The sequence below is a fragment of the Prevotella vespertina genome (genome assembly GCF_009728485.1).
Lineage (GTDB): Bacteria > Bacteroidota > Bacteroidia > Bacteroidales > Bacteroidaceae > Prevotella > Prevotella vespertina.
Genome location: NZ_VVIQ01000003.1, coordinates 212,921 through 231,248, shown reverse-complemented (window position 1 = coordinate 231,248; position 18,328 = coordinate 212,921). Strand labels below are relative to the sequence as shown.

Annotated in this window: 25 protein-coding genes and 1 pseudogene; 7 read left to right on the top strand and 19 right to left on the bottom strand. The window is 45.4% G+C overall.

Going from position 1 to position 18,328, the window contains the following annotated elements; genetic code table 11:
- Nucleotides 1-10 precede the first annotated feature (10 nt).
- The 8 genes and pseudogenes from F0475_RS04340 to F0475_RS04305 form a co-directional block, all read right to left on the bottom strand.
- Nucleotides 11-202, bottom strand: a complete 192-nt coding sequence (locus F0475_RS04340; protein WP_314867488.1) for a hypothetical protein — start codon at nucleotides 200-202, stop codon at nucleotides 11-13.
- Between the two features lie 38 nt (nucleotides 203-240).
- The gene (locus F0475_RS04335; RefSeq protein WP_155715628.1) at nucleotides 241-714 is read right to left on the bottom strand and encodes a hypothetical protein; all 474 of its coding nucleotides are present in this window, start codon (nucleotides 712-714) and stop codon (nucleotides 241-243) included.
- Nucleotides 715-726: 12 nt separating this feature from the next.
- The gene (locus F0475_RS04330; RefSeq protein ID WP_155715626.1) at nucleotides 727-1,200 is read right to left on the bottom strand and encodes a hypothetical protein; all 474 of its coding nucleotides are present in this window, start codon (nucleotides 1,198-1,200) and stop codon (nucleotides 727-729) included.
- A gap of 305 nt (nucleotides 1,201-1,505) precedes the next feature.
- Nucleotides 1,506-2,045, bottom strand: coding sequence for a hypothetical protein (locus F0475_RS04325; RefSeq protein ID WP_155715624.1), 540 nt, complete (start codon nucleotides 2,043-2,045; stop codon nucleotides 1,506-1,508).
- Nucleotides 2,046-2,061: 16 nt separating this feature from the next.
- Nucleotides 2,062-2,532 carry an N-acetylmuramoyl-L-alanine amidase gene (locus F0475_RS04320; protein ID WP_155715622.1) on the bottom strand — a complete coding sequence of 157 codons (471 nt, stop codon included), beginning with the start codon at nucleotides 2,530-2,532 and terminating at the stop codon, nucleotides 2,062-2,064.
- Nucleotides 2,532-2,729 (bottom strand): hypothetical protein, encoded by a 198-nt coding sequence (locus F0475_RS04315; protein WP_155715620.1) that lies wholly within the window; start codon nucleotides 2,727-2,729, stop codon nucleotides 2,532-2,534. Before F0475_RS04315 ends, F0475_RS04320 begins: the two co-directional genes overlap by 1 nt.
- A gap of 47 nt (nucleotides 2,730-2,776) precedes the next feature.
- A pseudogene (locus F0475_RS04310) lies at nucleotides 2,777-3,709 on the bottom strand (hypothetical protein); the annotation flags it as partial.
- Nucleotides 3,710-3,745: 36 nt separating this feature from the next.
- On the bottom strand, nucleotides 3,746-4,795 hold the full coding sequence (locus F0475_RS04305; RefSeq protein WP_155715616.1) for a head maturation protease, ClpP-related: 1,050 nt from the start codon (nucleotides 4,793-4,795) through the stop codon (nucleotides 3,746-3,748).
- Between the two features lie 192 nt (nucleotides 4,796-4,987).
- Here F0475_RS04305 and F0475_RS04300 point away from each other — a divergent pair, with 192 nt between their 5' ends.
- The 7 genes from F0475_RS04300 to F0475_RS04270 all read left to right on the top strand — a co-directional run bounded on the left by F0475_RS04300 (nucleotide 4,988) and on the right by F0475_RS04270 (nucleotide 11,243).
- On the top strand, nucleotides 4,988-5,434 hold the full coding sequence (locus tag F0475_RS04300; RefSeq protein ID WP_155715614.1) for a YfeC-like transcriptional regulator: 447 nt from the start codon (nucleotides 4,988-4,990) through the stop codon (nucleotides 5,432-5,434).
- Between the two features lie 2 nt (nucleotides 5,435-5,436).
- Nucleotides 5,437-6,969: a hypothetical protein gene (locus F0475_RS04295; RefSeq protein ID WP_155715612.1), complete on the top strand. Its 1,533-nt coding sequence runs from the start codon at nucleotides 5,437-5,439 to the stop codon at nucleotides 6,967-6,969.
- A complete protein-coding gene (locus F0475_RS04290) occupies nucleotides 6,966-7,391 on the top strand; it encodes a phage protein Gp36 family protein (RefSeq protein WP_155715611.1) in 426 nt (141 codons plus the stop codon). The genes F0475_RS04295 and F0475_RS04290 overlap by 4 nt, the downstream gene beginning before the upstream one ends.
- Nucleotides 7,392-7,393: 2 nt before the next feature.
- Nucleotides 7,394-8,731, top strand: a complete 1,338-nt coding sequence (locus F0475_RS04285) for a phage portal protein family protein (protein ID WP_155715609.1) — start codon at nucleotides 7,394-7,396, stop codon at nucleotides 8,729-8,731.
- 38 nt (nucleotides 8,732-8,769) lie between these two features.
- Nucleotides 8,770-10,083 (top strand): CdiA C-terminal domain-containing protein, encoded by a 1,314-nt coding sequence (locus F0475_RS04280; RefSeq protein WP_155715607.1) that lies wholly within the window; start codon nucleotides 8,770-8,772, stop codon nucleotides 10,081-10,083.
- Nucleotides 10,084-10,190: 107 nt separating this feature from the next.
- Nucleotides 10,191-10,799, top strand: a complete 609-nt coding sequence (locus F0475_RS04275; RefSeq protein WP_155715606.1) for a phage virion morphogenesis protein — start codon at nucleotides 10,191-10,193, stop codon at nucleotides 10,797-10,799.
- Nucleotides 10,800-10,802: 3 nt separating this feature from the next.
- The gene (locus tag F0475_RS04270) at nucleotides 10,803-11,243 is read left to right on the top strand and encodes a hypothetical protein (protein ID WP_155715604.1); all 441 of its coding nucleotides are present in this window, start codon (nucleotides 10,803-10,805) and stop codon (nucleotides 11,241-11,243) included.
- 68 nt (nucleotides 11,244-11,311) lie between these two features.
- On the opposite strand, the gene F0475_RS04265 is transcribed toward F0475_RS04270, so the two are convergent.
- From F0475_RS04265 to F0475_RS04215, 11 genes are all read right to left on the bottom strand, one after another.
- The gene (locus F0475_RS04265) at nucleotides 11,312-11,578 is read right to left on the bottom strand and encodes a transposase (protein ID WP_155715602.1); all 267 of its coding nucleotides are present in this window, start codon (nucleotides 11,576-11,578) and stop codon (nucleotides 11,312-11,314) included.
- Nucleotides 11,579-11,702: 124 nt separating this feature from the next.
- Nucleotides 11,703-12,347 carry a DUF3164 family protein gene (locus tag F0475_RS04260; protein WP_155715600.1) on the bottom strand — a complete coding sequence of 215 codons (645 nt, stop codon included), beginning with the start codon at nucleotides 12,345-12,347 and terminating at the stop codon, nucleotides 11,703-11,705.
- A 1-nt stretch (nucleotide 12,348) separates the two neighbouring features.
- Nucleotides 12,349-12,747 carry a hypothetical protein gene (locus F0475_RS04255; RefSeq protein WP_155715599.1) on the bottom strand — a complete coding sequence of 133 codons (399 nt, stop codon included), beginning with the start codon at nucleotides 12,745-12,747 and terminating at the stop codon, nucleotides 12,349-12,351.
- A complete protein-coding gene (locus F0475_RS04250) occupies nucleotides 12,705-13,004 on the bottom strand; it encodes a hypothetical protein (RefSeq protein WP_155715597.1) in 300 nt (99 codons plus the stop codon). Before F0475_RS04250 ends, F0475_RS04255 begins: the two co-directional genes overlap by 43 nt.
- A 94-nt stretch (nucleotides 13,005-13,098) precedes the next feature.
- Complete coding sequence (locus tag F0475_RS04245) at nucleotides 13,099-13,389, bottom strand: hypothetical protein (protein ID WP_155715595.1); 291 nt, start codon at nucleotides 13,387-13,389, stop codon at nucleotides 13,099-13,101.
- Between the two features lie 2 nt (nucleotides 13,390-13,391).
- Nucleotides 13,392-13,625, bottom strand: coding sequence for a hypothetical protein (locus F0475_RS04240; protein WP_155715593.1), 234 nt, complete (start codon nucleotides 13,623-13,625; stop codon nucleotides 13,392-13,394).
- 7 nt (nucleotides 13,626-13,632) lie between these two features.
- Entirely contained in the window at nucleotides 13,633-14,088 is a 456-nt protein-coding gene (locus tag F0475_RS04235; RefSeq protein ID WP_155715591.1) for a hypothetical protein, read from the bottom strand.
- A gap of 179 nt (nucleotides 14,089-14,267) precedes the next feature.
- Nucleotides 14,268-14,876 carry an ATP-binding protein gene (locus F0475_RS04230; protein WP_234422954.1) on the bottom strand — a complete coding sequence of 203 codons (609 nt, stop codon included), beginning with the start codon at nucleotides 14,874-14,876 and terminating at the stop codon, nucleotides 14,268-14,270.
- An 11-nt stretch (nucleotides 14,877-14,887) separates the two neighbouring features.
- On the bottom strand, nucleotides 14,888-15,799 hold the full coding sequence (locus F0475_RS04225; RefSeq protein ID WP_155715588.1) for an ATP-binding protein: 912 nt from the start codon (nucleotides 15,797-15,799) through the stop codon (nucleotides 14,888-14,890).
- A gap of 28 nt (nucleotides 15,800-15,827) precedes the next feature.
- Entirely contained in the window at nucleotides 15,828-17,882 is a 2,055-nt protein-coding gene (locus F0475_RS04220) for a kinase (RefSeq protein ID WP_155715586.1), read from the bottom strand.
- An 11-nt stretch (nucleotides 17,883-17,893) separates the two neighbouring features.
- A complete protein-coding gene (locus F0475_RS04215; protein WP_155715584.1) occupies nucleotides 17,894-18,271 on the bottom strand; it encodes a hypothetical protein in 378 nt (125 codons plus the stop codon).
- Nucleotides 18,272-18,328: the final 57 nt, after the last annotated feature.

Here is an 18,328-nt window from a genome sequence, read left to right as displayed (position 1 = left end):
TTTTGAGGTTTTAAGTTAGATTACTCTGGAAGAAGTTTAGAACATCGTCTGCTGGGGTTCCCTCTTCTTCGGTACGCATGTTCGATTTCTTCTTTTTGACGTAGCGTGGTGCATCTGCAAGCATCATCATCAATGTCTGATAGTTTACGCCGTTAAGAATGTACTCTCGGCTCCAACCTGTGGCATTTGCGATTTGCCACACCAGACCAAAGGGGCTATGACTTCCTTCATACTCGGTTGCTAACTCCCCTTCCTTCGTTGGCTCAGACGCAGCTTCATCGGGTTCGTCATCTCGGCTGATCTGATAATATTCGTAAAACTTTCAGTGCCTAACAGTAGGACAAACTTCATCATCGCTACTTGCAAATAGAGGTTGTCGACCATGTGACGCAGTACCCATGAGACAATCCATACGGGTTTCCACCATTTGCCACACATCGTCTGTGCCACCATGTCAGCCACCGTTTTACCATGCTCTGCAATGAAACGCATCTGTGCTTCTTTGTCAAGCGTTTCCAGCTCTTTATAAGTTGTACCTAAACTCAAGTAGAGTCGGGCAATCTTGATTTGCGTGCTTAGCCTTGGGCGACGCATTGCCATTCGAAGCATCAAAGGTTTCTTGCAGAAAGGTATTTTAATGGGTTTCAGAGGCACCGATACCCCTACGTCAAGCAGGGCTTCCGATGCCTCTTGTTGAACTTTCCGCTCATCCATAATCAGCTACTATTATCCTGCAGGGATATCGATGATAGAGAATGGTGCTGTGCCATCAGCAGGCTTCATCACCTTCAACTGGCACTCAATCTTTGAAACCTCTGTCAGCGTCAGCTTACCACCGAGGTTCGATAGCAACACTGCATTCGGAATCTTGATACGCTTTCCGCTTGGTGTGTCGATGAGGCACTCTCCGCTAAGTTGTAACAAGTCCGTTGGTGCCTCCCACCCAGTCGCTGTTGCATGACCACCAAGCAAGGCTGCCATGTTCTCATAGTTGAGCTGAATCATGTTGAACTTTGGCTCAACCGTACTATTCTTCTGCACCAATGTCAACACGGGGGCATCTGGCACCTGCTCGGCATCGACATCAACGCTCTCTGGAGCCTTGCCGCCCCACTCGAAGCTGTCTTTTTCGATGTAACCAACCGTCTTGCCAGCAAAGGTCATCTTGCTGAGACCATACAAAAAATCTTTATTTGCCATATACTCTTCGTTTTATAAATGAAATAATTGTTCTTATTTTCGATAAGATAAAGCCCGTTAGAATGCCGATTAAAAGCCATTTGAACGCCACTTGAACGCTGCTGAATGATGTAGTGTCTTTCTGTTCTTTCAGCTGCGATTGGCTGCTGTGCTGCTGACGGGCAAGACGCTTTTTAAGAACGCTGACCGTCTTTGACAGCTGCATGGCAACGAGTTCGAGCGAGTCGCAATTGGCTTCAATGATGATTTCGCCCGGTTCAACAGCTTCGTTTGTTCCGCCTGCCTTTGATGTTTTGGCTTGTGGCTTACGACTTACCTTCAGACTTGCTTGCCCCTGCCGTGCCGTGTAGCTTGCTCCGAGAGGCAGCAGGCGCAGTGTGTCCAGATTGAGCGTTAGGCTCACTGCCGACATTGGTACCTTCACGGGGTGCATCTGCAGTGTGCTGATGTTCACTGCCTCGCTGTCGAGTAGTTCTGTGCTTTGCTCTGACCTGCTTTCCTGTGTCAGCTTCTTCGTCGAGTGACAGCTCACCGCTGACAGGGCAATTAGCACGATGAGGACAAATCTGAATAGCCTCGATAGCCCGAGATAAGCGGTTAAGTGCCCGACGGGTACGACTGTTCTCTGTGCCGAGAGTTTCAATTTGCTCTTTTGTTTCTTCATATTTCTTTTGAGTTTCAACTAATAGTGCTGAGATATCCTCGTACATAGCCTTATAGGTGTCATGCACCTCCTTAGCTGTCTTGGCATCTCTCGTTTTCTTTTCTGCTATCCAGGCAATGGCAGCACCAATACCACCTGACGGGATTGCCCATTGCAGAATCTGGAATATAGTGTCTGCCATTGTCTTTCAATCTTAATTAAACCTGTCTGATACCAATTTCACGAAGCCACGATGGAACATCAAAACTTGGACAGGCCTTGCTTGGGTTCAGTTCATGGTGTCCCACGATGCGTATCTGAGGGAAGCGGCGATGGAAGTCCTGGACGTAACGTTTGAGAGCTTCACGCTGTGCCGTGGTGCGAGTGTCCTTGGGCTTTCCAGCTTTGTCGCAACCACCCACATACACGATGTGTCGGCTCACAGCGTTGTAACCTGCAGCACCATTGGTAATTTCCCACGGGTCAACCATTGCGTCCTCGTTGTTCTGAACAAGTCGTTCCACACGCCCGTCAAGATGTATCATGTCTGTGTAACCCACTTGCTTCCAGCCACGCCCTCCTTGGCTTATAGGGGCAGTATGCCAGTGGCGTATCTCCGCAGCACTTACCTCACGTCCTTCCGGCGTGGCGGTGCAGTGGATTACAAGGTACTTCATAGGATTACTCATTAACCCTGGAGAAGAGTAGGTTCAACAAATTCTGCCAGACCTCGATTGACAACGTCCTTTGCACGCTCCTCTTCGAACTCTAACTCTGTTCCTACCTCATAGCGAACAGAGGTATCAAACTTATCAAGGAAATCTTCTGTTACCTTTATAGTAACCTTCTTTACCTCGTTCTCTTCTTGCTTAATTGTCTTTTCCATTTTGTTTATTTTTAATAATTATACAATGTTTTTTATCCGTGAGCAAGGAACTTCGGGGAAGTGCGCTTATCAAGAACTACGAACTCTTCTCCAAATGCGATATTAGTATCAGCCTTCATCAACATCTTAAAGAAATAGAGCTCACTCATGTTGCTCACTCTGTCAATCTTGATGACATGCTCATCATCCTGTAGGTTCACAGCTGCGAACAGGTTAGATGTCATCGCATCAGGACTACACAATGTAGCTACGATGAGATCGTCAGGCCAAGCCGCAAGAGTTTCAATCTGAATATCCTTGTATCGCTTGATGTTGCGTGTCGTTTCGTCACGATTTTTGTACTCCCGAGAAGTAAGTTCTTCATCGTACTTGTCGAAGTCGTTTACGCTCATTAGGATACGCAAATTTGGATTCTCACGGATTGCAACAGGAATTACCTTGCGAATCGCTGCAAGACGCTCTGTCATCTTAGTCGAATCAGACTTTGCTATGATAACATCTGTATCCTTAGCTGCCTGAGTCAAGATACCATTGAACAGGTGATCATCATCACTTCCTTTTTCACCATTCACATAGTGGGTACCGAGCTCAAACTGAACTTGCTTTGAGAGAGCATCAAGAAGCTGATTCTGGACGTTCGGAGGAAGCTCTGCAAACACAAGGTCACCCTTCGGTTGAAAAGGACGCCAGACACTCTCGAATGTGCGTGGGTTGAATACAGTAAAAGCCATGAAATCTACAGGCTCAAGTGCCTTCTCAGAGTAATCGAATCCTCCCTTGCTGTCACTCACCTGTGGGTCTTCTTTCTGCCTTTGCAGCATCTTATTGGTGCGAAGTCGTGGAATGGAGATTTTCTTAGCAACGTTTGGAATAACATGTATGAGACCTTTCTCAACAATCTCATTACTCGTTGTTGCTACAGTTAGGAGCTGCTCCAGCACCTCACCATTGTAATTGGTGTTTTTAATTGTTATTGCCATTGTTCTATTTTATTTGGTTATTACTCTCATGGTTGCTTATAACTTTCCGTGGAATTTATCTCTTATTTCACGCTGACGCTTCTCCCATGGACTTTCCTCAAGTGGTTGACCACTAGGCAAGGTATCCTTGACCATTTTTTTTGTAGGCAATGATGCAAGCACTTTCTTGCCATCCTCAGGGTGTTCCTTCAGTAGGTTCTCATAGACAGAGCGTGTCTCAGCATTGATACGTCCATCCTGTTCTGCTGCATCAAGTAGCGTCTTACGGTTTGCAGCGGCCTCTTCCTCGGCAGCGTCTTCAAAAGTCTTGACCTGTGCTTTAAGCGATATGTTCTCTTCTTCAAGGCTCTTAACCTTACCAGCCTTTGCTTCTAACTGATCCAGACGTGCCAGTACCTCCGCATCTGTCGCACAGTCCTTGAACTGCGGACGTTTCTTCAATTCTTCTAAATTCATGTCTAAAATGTTTTGTGACTCGTTGAGCCTATTATTGAATATTGTGTAAATCTGTTCGGGTGTACTCTCTTCAGGAACAGGGTCGGCATCATATATACCATCAATAAAACCGAGTTCCTTTGCCTGTTCTGCTGTAAGCCAGTGGTCTGTTCCATCAAAATAGTTTGTCTTGATGGTCTCTTTATCTTGAGCCAATTTGCTTGCATACATATCACAGAGCGTATCCTCAAGGCTTTCCATCTGTGAAATCATATCTTTCATGTCCTTGGTATTGCCATAGCAACCACCACTGACGCTGTGCAGCATCAAACGGGCATATCGACTCATATAGAGAGGCTTCCCGCATAAGGCTATAACACTTGCCATGGATGCTGCTACACCATCAACATAGATTGTTATGTTCGCCTTACTCGCTTTCAAAGCGTTAAAGATAGCAATGCCCGTATAGACCTCGCCACCAATACTATTAATACGAACATCTATATTCTTATAGGTTGCCTCTGCTGCCATCAGTTCACTGGTAATCTGACTGCTGGTGACAGCACCATAACTATCCCCGATATCTCCATAAAGGAGAATGCAACAGGTTTCCTCACCTGGTATGATATTAAAGAATGTTTTTGATTTCATTTTCTTTATTATTTCACTTTCACACATTGCGGATTTTGATGCAAAGGTGAAAGATTTTCTCCGACTTTGCAAACGGCCATTTTATCATACAAACCTTATAACTAACTCTTTACGTTATAAAGTTGCATCATGCGGACACGATTTGCAAACATCATGAAATCGCCCCACCTTTGCACTATAATTTAGGTGCAAATGACAAAGGATTTAAGCAATACACAGAAAAAGGAATGGGCAAAGACGCTCTATCTCAAAGAGAACCTCACACAGCAGGAGATTGCTGACCGTGTGGGTGTCGCCCGTGTGACAGTGAACAGGTGGATAGCTGACGGAAAATGGGAGAAGCAGAAGGTCGGGCTTACCCTGACACGCGAGGAACAAGTATCTAACCTATATCGCCAGGTGGCTGAGATAAACAGTAAAATTGCAGAGAAGCCAGAAGGTGAACGTTTTGCCAATAGTACAGAGGCCGACATCCTGGGAAAACTCTCTGCTGCAATTCGTAAGATGGAGACTGATATTGGTATAGCTGATGTTATCAGCGTGCAGACAAAATTTATCGAGTTCTTACGTCCCATAGATCTTGAGAAAGCAAAAGAAATTACGCAACTCTCTGACGCATTCATTAAATCACTTCTATAGATATGAAACAAATCGATAAACATGCGCTCCTTGACTGGGAGAAATATCGCCAAGATATTATGCGCTCAACTCCTGTAGACAAGGAAATGAGTGTAGCTGATCGAGAAAGGCATCGTATCTATCTTGAGGCACACCCCATAGAATGGATAGAATATTTCTTTCCAAACTACGCTAAGTATGAGTTTGCAGACTTCCAAAAGCGAGCTATCCGACGTATGATAGCACATGAGGAATGGTATGAAGTTTTGTCATGGTCTCGTGAGCTGGCAAAGTCTACTATTACAATGTTTGTTGTCATGTACCTCACCTTAACTGGCAAGAAGAGAAATGTTATTCTCACCTCTAATAGTAAGGATAATGCGATTCGGCTACTTGACCCTTACAGAGGTAATCTTGAAGCAAACGGACGTATCATAGCTTATTATGGCAAACAGCGGACCATTGGTGCATGGACGGAAGATGAGTTTATAACAAAGGGCGGTGTGGCTTTTCGTGCCATTGGCGCAGGGCAGTCGCCCCGTGGTTCACGTAATGAGGCCATTCGTCCAGATGTACTACTTGTAGACGATTTTGATACTGACGAGGATACCAAGAACCCTGACACTATACAAAAGCGTTGGGAGTGGTGGGAGCAAGCTCTCTATCCGACACGCTCAACATCAGAACCTACCCTGATTATCTTCTGCGGGAACATCATCGCAAAGGATTGCTGTGTCACACGTGCTGGAGAAAAAGCAGACCATTGGGATATTATTAATATCCGTGATAAGAATGGTAAGAGCACCTGGCCTGAAAAAAATACTGAGGAACATATAGACCGAACGCTATCTAAGATTTCCACACTTTCACAGCAGCATGAGTATTTCAACAACCCTATTTCGGAAGGTGAGATATTCAAGCAGGTTGTTTATGGTAAGGTACCACCACTGTCTAAGTTCAAGTTTCTCATCATCTATGGTGATCCAGCTCCAGGAGAAAGCCGGGGAAAGAAAGGAAAGTCATTCAAAGCTGTAATGCTGCTTGGAAAGAAAGACGGAAAACTCTACGTAATTAAGGCACGCCTTGCACAGGCACTCAACTCAGAGTTCATCGACTGGTATGTGCAGCTGCTTGAATATGTAGCTGGGCGCACCAATGTCTATTGCTGGATGGAGAATAATAAACTTCAAGATCCATTTTTTCAGCAGGTGTTTCGTCCGCTTGTGCGTAAGGTTCGCAAAGAGCGTAACATCACATTATATATACAAGGGGACGAGGAGAAGAAGACGGATAAAGCAACTCGTATAGAGGCTAATCTTGAACCAATGAATCGTGAAGGAAACTTGATTCTTAATGAGGCAGAACAGGATAACCCTCACATGAAGGAGTTAGAGGATCAGTTCAAGTTGTTCACGCTCTCGCTGAAATACCCTGCCGATGGACCTGATGCTGTGGAGGGTGGCAACAGAAAGATTGACCAGACAGCACAGCGTGCAGATCGACCTCTTACACAATCACGCAGAAGCGTAAGAAACAAAAACAAATATAGGATATGAGCCAGTTTATTGATATAAAGGACTATGATGCAAGTGTACACCGAGAGATACTTGATGCACTTGTTAGGGACGATGAGTCACTCGTTGAGATATGTGAGGATAGGGCTATTGCTGAAATGCGAGGCTACCTATCTAAGCGTTACGACTGCGATGTCATTTTCTCGGCTTCAGGAGAAGCACGCAATCAACTCATCTTGATGATGGTCATTGATATAACTGTCTATCACATCTTCTGCATTCATAATCCCATGAAGCTTTCACAAGTGCGCAAAGATCGATACGAGAGAGCCGTGGAGTGGATGAAGGCTGTAGCGAAGGAAGATATATCCATTGATGGAGCACCGCTACTACCAGAAGACGTAAGAGCTGCTAAAGCTCCGTTGATGTTCAAAAGTAATACGAAACGAGTAAATAGATTATAATCATGAGCAAGAAGAATACACGAATTACTATCAGTGGGAATATTCCACGTCCCGGGCAGAAGCAGCCTGCCATTGTAAGGATTACGCAGCCTAAGCGCTTCAATATCGACACGGCTGACTTCATGACAGCTATTAAGGCTGCAGAGAATGTAGATTATTCGCAACGTTCTAAGCTATACGACCTCTATACGGACATATTGCTTGATACGCATCTTTCAAGTGTCATAGAAAAAAGAAAGAATGCCGTGCTATGCTCAAGTATCGAGTTCCAACGCAACGGAAAGCCCGATGATGCTATTAATGAACAGATTCTGTCTCCCTGGTTCTATCGCTGCGTAGCAGACATTCTTGATGCACGCTTTTGGGGCTTTTCTTTACTTCAGTTCTATAAGAACGGAGAATGGATAGATTATGACCTTGTGCCACGTAAGCATGTGGAGCCTGTACGTAAGCTCATTCTTACCCGCCAAACAGATTTGCTTGGTACACCTTGGGAAGAGTTTGCCGACTTACTCTTTATTGGTAGGAGTAGCGATCTTGGACTACTTGCAAAGGCTGCTCCATGGGTCATTTATAAACGCAATACAACTGCCGACTGGGCACAATTCTCAGAAGTCTTCGGTATGCCCATTCAAGAATATATCTATGAGACCGACGATGAGGATGCACGTGCAAGAGCTTTGAATGATGCCAACTCTATTGGATCGCTCGCCACGTTCATTCATGGCAAGGATACAGAACTTCAATTGCGTGAGGCGGGCAACAAAACTGGTTCGGCTGATGTATATGAGAGATTGGTGGAACGCTGTAATAGCGAGATTTCAAAGCTTGTTCTGGGCAACACACTAACAACGGAGTCGTCAGATAAGGGTACGCAGGCTCTGGGAACGGTACATAAGAAGGTGGAGGAAAGTGTTGCTAAGGCTGATCGTGAATATGTGCTCAACGTGTTGAACTATGATATGACTGACATCTTCTCACACATGGGTATAAACACAGCTGGTGGTAAGTTCTGCTTCCCTGAGAAGAAAGACATTGATCCGAATACGGAGATGAGTGTACTTACGCAGCTGCACACGACTTTCTCTCTTCCTATTGATGATGATTATCTCTATGAGAAGTTTGGTGTAGAAAAACCTAAAAACTACGACCAGCAGAAGCAACAGCAGCTGGAGGATAAAAAAACACGTGAAGAAAAACTAAAGCAACAGACTAAAGAGGAAGATCCTGATGGTACTACGCAAACATCAAATGGAAAAACTCAAGTCTCAAAGTTCAAGAATCGCCTCCGCTCTTTTTTCGTGAAAGCCCCGAAGGACGGGGCTCGTTTAGACTGGTAGTCAATCAAAACTACTTTGATGCTGACGATGCGCCAGCCATGAACATGCTGATAAGTGAGGACGTGTTAAGAAAGGCTTTGACAAACATCTATCGAAAGATGTTCAATGTGAAAACAGAGATAGAACCTTACTTATACGATGCCATTCGTGAGGTATTCAATCAGGCTACTAATGATGCGTTTCCTTCTGTTGACCGTGATGAGGATTTCAAGCAGCAGTTAAAACACAGCAATGAGGTGTTCTCTGCCTTCAAAGTGCATCGTGCTCAAAACGACATGGCTGTACGGATGCTGGATTCAAACGGCGGTTTAAAGCCTTTCAATCAGTGGTTGAAGGATGTTCTGCCGATTGCTTCGCATCAGTGTGGCGCATGGCTACGGACAGAATACGATACAGCCGTACTAAGGGCGCATCAGACAGCCGACTGGCAGCAGTTCCTCCGCGAACGAGATGTGCTGCCTAACCTCAAGTGGATGCCCTCAACGAGCCTGCACCCAGGGGAAGATCATAGGAAGTACTGGGGAACGATACGCCCGATTGATGATGAGTTCTGGACGGAGCACCGCCCAGGCGACCGATGGAATTGTAAGTGCAGCCTGACGAGTACTGACGAGGCGGTTACGCCTGTGCCTGCTGAGGACGTACACTCAGAGCCGCAGGCTGGGTTGAAAGGCAACCCTGGCACAACGGGAGAGACGTTCTCTGACGATCACCCGTATTTCCCCGCTTCGTGTGACGATTGTCCGTTCTATACTCCGAAGTTCAAGGATAGGCTCAAGCGACTGTTCAGAGATAGAGTAAAGGACTGCTATCATTGTCCGTATATTGATTCTAAATTGAACAAAGCAGATGCTGTTGACGTGAAACCTCCTAAAGTAGAAACTTATAAAGACGCTTATAAAGGGCAGGTGTTTACAAGTCCTTATCATGGAAAGAATGAGGTGGAAGAGAATGAGCGATTAGCAAAATTTGTTTCTGATAAACTCAAGACTAAGGTTTATCTTTTGCCACGGCTTGATCCTATGAATCCAACGCAGAAGGCTCTTCGTGCAAAACTGTTACCTTCAGATGTATTTGAGGGTAAAAACCCTGACTTTTTAATTGGCGGAAAACTATTTGATGGAAAGAGTATGCTAAGTATGAACCGTAGTGCAACCATTAAACAACAAAAGAACGCTATTGAGAATCATATTAAGAAAGCTAAAAAGCAAGCAGATAATATCATTCTGGAAATACCTTCTTCTGTCGCAAGAACAACGATTCATAGCACCATAACCAACTATCTGTCAAGAAGTAAAAAAGAAAGAACCATTATGATACATTGGAAAAATAAGCTGATAATCTATAAATAAAAAATGTCAGGTGGAAAGCCTGACATTGTAGGAGGTTCCGGTCGGGGACGATACCTTCGACCAGAACCACTGCAAATATACAACTAATCAACGAATAAAGCAAGCAAATGGATATAAAAGATTTTTCGGAACTCATAAAAAGGCAAAGTCGGGAGGTTGATCAACTTGTTCGACGGCAATTACCTGTAAAGGTGGGGCGCATGGCTAAGGATCATTATCAGGACAACTTCCGCAAAGGTGGCTTCGTTAATCGAGGTTTGCAAAAGTGGGCTGTGACAAGGCGACAGCAGTCAGGTTCTGCTTCGGCATCAGCTTCGTATGGTCCGCTGCTCTCTGGGCGCAACCATCTGTTCAGTTCCATTAAATACGTGCCTGGCGATTATCGTGTGACGGTTTCGAATGATTTGCCCTATGCTGCCATACACAATCAGGGTGGCACTGTCAGCCCCACTGTTACGCCCCGTATGCGCCGTTTTGCGTGGTATATGTATTACAAGGCATCGGGTAAAGATTCAAAGGGACAGCGGGGTAAGAAAAAGGCTACAGCGCAATCAGCGTCACCACAGGCGGAGTTCTGGCGTAATCTTGCACTTACACGGAAACAAAAACTCTCGGTGAAGATTCCTCGACGGCAGTTTCTCGGTGAGAGTGAGGAGCTCACGCAGCGCATCAATGAGAAAATAGAACAGGAGATTACCAATGTTTTAGGAATATAGAATATGGAAGAGATTTTTACGTCAATCCTCAATCTCATTAGTCGTGAGATACCAGAATTGTCGCTCGTAGATGAGGACTGCGGGCAGCTGGAAACAGCTGAAGACACTTACCCCGTCACATTCCCTTGCGCTCTTATAGGCAACATGGAAGCCGACTGGAACGAAGTGGGCATGGGTGTGCAGAAAGGAGTCGTTACGCTTACAGCACGGCTTGCCATTGATTGTTATGACGATACGCACATCGGTTCGGGAACAACGGAAAAGGCTGCAGAACGTTTACGCCTTGCGAACCGTCTGTACACCGTGCTTCAATGTTCGCGTCACAACGACGACATGGGTCCGCTGTATCGCACGAAAACAAGGTTCTATTCGTTGCCGGGTATGATTAAGGTGTATGAATATGTCTTTCAGTTTGAGTTGCACGACGATTCGGCTGCCAGATAAAAAAGAAAAAGATAAAAGGAATCCTTATCCTTTTACCTTTTTCTCGTTATCCAACATCTCTTACCTTTTTACTTTTGAAACAATTCTAACTGTTGTGCCGTCAATCGTGGTACTTTCACTTTGGGAACTGGTCGCAGCTGAATGTCCTTTATCTCACGGCACTTGCGGCGGATGATGGCCATAATGCGCTCTTCGGAGATAAAAAACTCTTGTTTTGAGAGTAATGTCAACGCATCATCGAAACGGAGGCGTCGTTCCTCCGTCCAGTAGTAGTAGCGGCGGCATAATGCCTCGTCGCGCAACTCTATGAGTGCTTTATCTCGTCCTTTCCCCATTACGTGCAAATTTAACAAATAATCAGCTTATTTGCAAGTGATTACATGATAAAAGCACGTATTTATGTGTACGGACACATAAAGAAGCCTCCCCAAGCCCCTAAAGAGGGGCTTGGGGAGGCTTTTATAACCTACAGAAGCTTGGTTCTACGCGTTCCCAAACATTGGTCTTCGGATTCTTCTGATAGAAGTAGTAGTTGATAGCGTTCTTCTGAACCACATTCGCCTCCTTGAAAAGCGTCATAATCTCTGAATACTCACTATCGAACTTATCCTCCAATTCGTACAGCTTAGAGATACTCTTGTAGTCGAGGTCACCAGCCTTATTGCGCTCAAGCAGTGTCATTGCCATCTGATACATTGGGTCGTCCGAACCTTTCTCGCTTTGCTTCATATAACGCTTGAGGTAGTCGATTAGACGCTCTGCTGCAAGGTCTGCACGCTCGTCGAAGCCTTTCACCTTATTACTTGAGATTTCAAGACGGAAATCGCCGTCAGTAATCGTGTAGCTTCGTTGGTTGTTCTTACGAACCTGACCATAATCACGCATCACACTTACGAAGCTCTCAACTTCACCCTGTAACCAGTCGTGGAAGCCACGCACGTCAGTCACGATACGTGTTAAGCGTTGCCACACATCGTGCATCATCTCAGCACGTAGCCCCTCATAGGTCTCACGGCGTTCAATGCGACTCTGCTTTTCTTCGTTCTGTAACTCAGCAAGTAGCTTCGCACGCTCTTCCTTACTTAGATTCTTAATGTTTACCATATTAATCTGTTTTTTGTTTTCGGATGATCATTCTTATTTTTGTGTTCAAAGCATTGAGATCATCCACTGTCAATGCTCTAAATGTTTTTCCTGCTATACGTGGGTCTTTACAGAAAGCATCTACACGGTTCCAGTCTGTCGTATCTATGCCGTATATCTGCAACTGGTGAAGTACTCCGCTACGTGCCTTGCGTAGGATATCATACTGCTTACGTCTTCGCTCGTCATACCCTGTAATATCCTCCATCTGGCGGCACATTACTTCATATTCCCTTGCTGTCATCTGGCGTAGGTGAACTGTCCGTCCTTGTGTGAACTGATACACCAGCGTTTCCTTGTCTACGCAAGGCATCTTCTTCAGCAACGTATAAAATCGAGCGTAGTTCCTGTCCGTTCCCATAGTTTTTCCTCCTTCCAGTCTTTATACGCTTTACGGCCAGAAGCTACAGCCTCTGTAAGGTCGTCACTAAGATCACATTCACCGAACAGCGGTATGCCGTGCACACATACATAGAGTTCGCCGTTGAATTCCATTACTTGTACGGCTTCACGTGCCTCTGCGTCGAGCCGTGCCTGTCGCTTAGCTTCTATGCGCTCAGCGCGTTGTTCGTGCCATACTTGCAATCTGCGTTTGATTTCGTCTAAAAATGTAGTCATAATCTTTTTTGTTTTAGTTGACAAGTTTACGGGTTTACAAGTTGACATGTTAATCGTACTGATAACTTGTTTACTCATTCACTCGTCTACTCGTTTACTTACTGATATAATATGTTTGAATTAATTTTCCGTTTCGTTTGATAAGCAGTTGGGTCTGACCATCTTCTCTCATAAGGTAGGTGCTTATATCGCTTTTCACTGCTATGTCTTTGCGAACATACAACTTAGATATAAACCAGTCTATAAAGTCTTTCAACTGCTTCCATTCCTCTTCAGTATCTTCTATTCCTCGTAGAGAGTAAGTATTACTGATTGCCATCTGTAGTTTTAACAGCCACATCGGTTTGTCGTTCGGACAGACAGACTTGTATCTTAACATTTCCATAACTATTCTTTTGAAGCTTTCCACTCAACATTAATCACTGCATCAAGTTTACCGCTACCTTCACATATTGGGCACTTTAACTTGTATCGTTCTTGCCAGTCGTCCTCCTGCCAACGGTATCCATTCCCTTGACAATAGGTGCACACGTGCCCACGGCTCAAAAAGCGCTCTCCCATGCGCCCTCCTGGGCTCAACAGCCCTGGAGCAATCTCAATGATTCGTCTTTCCTTGCTCATCTTAATATTAATATCTAAAATTTGTAAAATGAATGATTGCCAACGGATTTGATAAATCATAGTTTCTGAACCACGCTTTCCAATCTTTGAAAGAAAGGCCGTCATTTTTTGCAAACATGTATCTATCCATTGATTTGAATTCGTTACCTGACCCATATTCAATAACAGGTAGCATGATATTATTGTCGATAAATATTAGTTTCTGAATACCGACACCCTCATTTGCAGTCAGCTGTGTAATTTCAACCTGTTTGCTCTTATATGGTTCGCCCACCCATTGCCGGATAGACAATACACCTTTACCTGCTTGTATTTCTGCAATACGCTGTTCCCATAGAGGATAATTTGCACGAATAGTATGCAGTTTGCTTATACCGAGCTTCTCCTTAAAAAAGGTTTGTTCTCCGGCATGGAGATGTCCCTTTGGAAAGGTTTTTGATAACATTAAAATATAAGTATTCATTTGTCTATTGTATTACTAATTGCACATTGAAATGAAACTCACGGCAGAGCCGCCTTATCTGTATTAGCTTGAACGGCTCGCCACCCACGCCGAAGAAGATAACGCGTTCGCGGGTATTGGCCTGTATGCCCTTTTTTCGTAGCCTGTACAACAGGTTGTCTCGCTTGTTTGCCATAGCTTTACTCTTTAGTTTTTCCCCAATATATGTTTGCTCTTTCCTCCCATATCGTGTAATAGCCCTTGCTCCCGAAATACCGTCCTTTGCTGATTGCCCGATAACCCTCCACCCATATCTTCAGGGCTGCATCATACATCACACTCACCGCTGTACGACCTGAAGGTTTGTTTCCTTCTGCCTGACTGATGAAGATGAGCAGCTTATCCCGGTGTCGGTTCTTAAACTTCTGATAATCCTTAAAGCTCATCTGTGTGTACTGAAAGCTGTCTATCACAATGATATCCGGGCTTTTGTGCTTCTTGAGACGGCCGTCAAGGTCTTTCATGCTTTCACTGATGAGGATAAACCGCCGTGCAACGTCCTGCATACCTGCCTCTATAAGTGCATTCTTCATTGTCAGAGAGAAACCTTCTTCCAAGGAATTGTAGGCTATCTTCCCGTACTTTGCCAACTCTTTGCAGAGCTTCATCGTGAAGCTGGTCTTACCGCTTCCAGAACGTCCCCAAATGAACCATACGCCTCCTCGCTCCGGTGCTCCGAAGGCGTCTGCCCATTCTCTTTCAAAAGGGTAGGTTTCTTTCTTCATACGCAGCATATCGGTTATTGACATTGCCCTGTTCATTATTCTGCTGTTTTACCGCTGTTCAAACGCTGATTTTTCGCTGTTTGAGCAGCCATCAATTTAACTCTATGAATATTTTTCTTCACGCGCCGCAGGTCGAATTCATATTCTTCTGCATCTTTAACAACCTCTGAGATGCGTCCTTTGTCTGTCACACCGTTTGACATGCAGATTGCATACACATCATGAGGGGCGGTCTGTTCCAGTTCATAGAACTTGCGGCCGATACGGCTGTGTATCTCGTTATATCCGCATTTGTTGTAGCGCAGCCCCATGGTCATACGACGCTTGATATAGCTTGTAGAGAAGAAGACGATACCACACTTATCCTCTAATCTGTTGTACAAGTCGATGAAATAGTGGAATACTCGCTCGGGCAGTTTGTCGGCTTCATCAAAAAGAAGCAGCGGTGCCTCCATCTGAATAAGGTCGTCAATGATCCTGTCGAGCAGTTCTCTGATGCTGTAGCCTTCTGTACGCTGACCGATGCGGCGTGCAATCTCCCGTACAAAGTCACTCTTCTTCATGTCTTCAGAACACAAGATGTAGAACACCTCATTGTTCTCATTTGCATAGAGGCGCGCCGTGGTTGTCTTTCCACAGCCTGCTTCTCCCACTATCCATGTGACATTCTTCACAGCCTGGGCATCTTTCATGACGAGGGTCATTTCCTGAAAGGCTTTCGTCTCGACCACCTGCCAGTCATTGCTGGACGTTGTCTCCAACTGTGAGGCGAGGTTGCGCCACATATCGTCCGAAATATTCTCCCACTTGCCTTGCAACAGCGTGCTCAATGTTGCGCTGCTAATACCCGTGAGACTCTGCGCAGCCTTATTCTGGCTTGGGTACTTGCTGACATACTGCTTCAAGCACTCCTGAATCTGTCCTTTTTCATTTTTTGTTAGTTTCATATTGTCTTTATTTTTACGATTTTACCTTTCAATACTTTCCAGCTACCGAAGCCATATCAACCACTGCCATCTCAACCTCCGCCCAGTCTTCAAGGCTTACTTGCTTCGTCTTTCGTCCTATCTTATACTCTTCTGGCGACTTGCTATAGATGCCAGTACGACGTTCAATCTGTCTGCGTTCAGCTGCTGTCATTCCCTTAGGCTTTGGACTACGTAATCCGTGCTGCTCTGGCATTACGCCGTGAGCCTTTTCAATCTCACGTCCTGCAACGGTACGCTCAATGCGGTCAGTGGTATTCGCAGCCTGTTCCTGTCTGATGAATGCAGCCTCGCCTTCTGTCTGCTCTTGTATCGCACGATGTATCACAACGTAAGGCTCTGCTACTCGTTCAAATCGCAGACTGCCGTCAGCCTCTTTCTTATAGAGGCGAATGCTTCCGAAGTCGTAAGGATCATACTTAACAACGAACCGCTCGTAAGTGTGCTGCCTGCGCCACTCGTGGTCTGGAACGCCTGGCTGGCTCATCACTTCGTATTGTCGCTTTTCCTTCTTAATCGTTACGCTGATCCCCTGGTCGGTGAAGGTACTCATACGCTTAGCCGTTACCCAGAACATATCCACCATGTCGTGTGCCGTAACCTGCTGCGTTTCCTCATTCACGCTGCTGTCGTAGGCTTCCTGTCTACTCTTGCCGTATGCAGGGTGCGCCATTTCGTTCCACTCCTTAGTAGCCTTTGCGTAAGCATCTTTCAGTTCCTCAAGCGTATAGAGTGAGTCCTTGTTTTCCTCAATAAATTCAAGGTTCGGACGGCTCGACATCTTCTTTGCCGTAATGTTCTGACCTGTGAAACGCCAATCCTTATGCAGCACTTGTTGTTGGAACCGACCGAACACCGCCTCAATGGTCTTTGATTCGCCGTTATAAGGTTGCGTGGTCCTATGCACGTGGCAAAGCTTCTTAAACAGTCCGTCGGCATCCAGTTTCTTATGTCCGCCTTGGTTGTCGTGAACAATCTCGTAGGGCTTGTGCTTGCTTGTCTGAATTGCCATGCGGTAAGCGAGATATTGCGCTTCGTAATCCTCACTATCGCTGATGTGCCAACCAAGCATCACTTCACTCATCGCATCAATGACTACATAGACCTGCATGGTGCGCACCTTGCCGTTCTCGTCCTGGTAGTAGAGGTTAAGCTTCGTACCGTCGCCATACCACAGCGCATCACGTTTCGTTGGCAATGCCGTCCGGTGCTTACGTCCGAACTTCTGTCGTGCTGCCTGCTCACCATGCACAGCATCGTACCATAGTGGCATAATCGCAGCACTGTTCAGCCATCGTTTCATACCGCTAAGGCTTTTCAGTGGCTTCCAGCCGTTTGCTTCCGCCTGGCGGTTTGCCTCGTCAAAGAGCTGCGCATCGGTGTAGACTGGAACCCTGCAACGCTTCAGTGCGATGAGTAGCTGTCCGAACTCGTCAGTAATCTTCTGCGTGTTCTTATTTCCAACCTTACCGCTGATAAGGCTCTTGTAGCCATCTGCCTTGAAAGCCTTAATCTTTGCCTTCAGTCGCGCTTCATTTTGTGGAAGGGTGTGCTGATACTCTTCGCGCATAGCTTCAGAACTCTGATAGATTACCTCCCAAGCCCCTGTAGTGCTGCCGTTCAGACTCTGACGAATAGCTCTACGCTGTGCCATCATCTTCAACAGTTCTTTCAGAACACTCGCATTAATGGTGTACTCTTCAATGAGTTTCTCTGTAAGATGTTCCTGCTTGCCGTTCTTCTCATAGGTGAAGTTTTCAAAGAACTCACGTGCCTCGCTGTCAAGCCGTATGCGGTCACGCATCATTGCTTCCTTCATTCGTTGCTCTGGATCACCGTATCGTTCCATATACCGAGCCTTGTATTTCTGAGGAATGGAACTCCATGCGTAAAGTGCCTGACCGCCCTCGCCACCTCCACGGTGTACGCTGACAATATTTCCACGGCTCATGTTCTGACGTAATGTAGCAGCTTTAATAACTGCATCACTACCTCCAGTCAGTTCCGCGTAGGTTACGCACAATATCTTGTTGAAGTATTCCATCCCAAATATAGTTATAAGCTCATAGCCATCAATTCAACTTCACTCTGCAGCTCCACGAAGGCAGGGATGTTCATATCCTGCTCTCGACGTGTCATAACTCCATCAACAAAGACACTCACGCTGCCATCCTTGCGGTCCACAACCAACTTCACACGCTCACCGAAGGTCTGTGTCATTGTCTGTTCAGCTTCTTCGTGAGTAGTCTCAACGTCAGCCTGCTTCCAATTAGGGGTTCCATTCAGCTGTGTTAGTGCTGTGAAGCGAATCTTCCTTGCAAGTTCGCTGTCGCTTTTGAAGTTCAGAGCCTTCCATACCATCACTGTGGTGCAGTTAAAGACTTCACATAAATAAGCCTTACCTTTCTTACTTACATAGATCTGTTTTTCCATATATTTTATTTATTATACATTTAAATCAATTTTCTTTTTCGTATCTTTGGGACTATT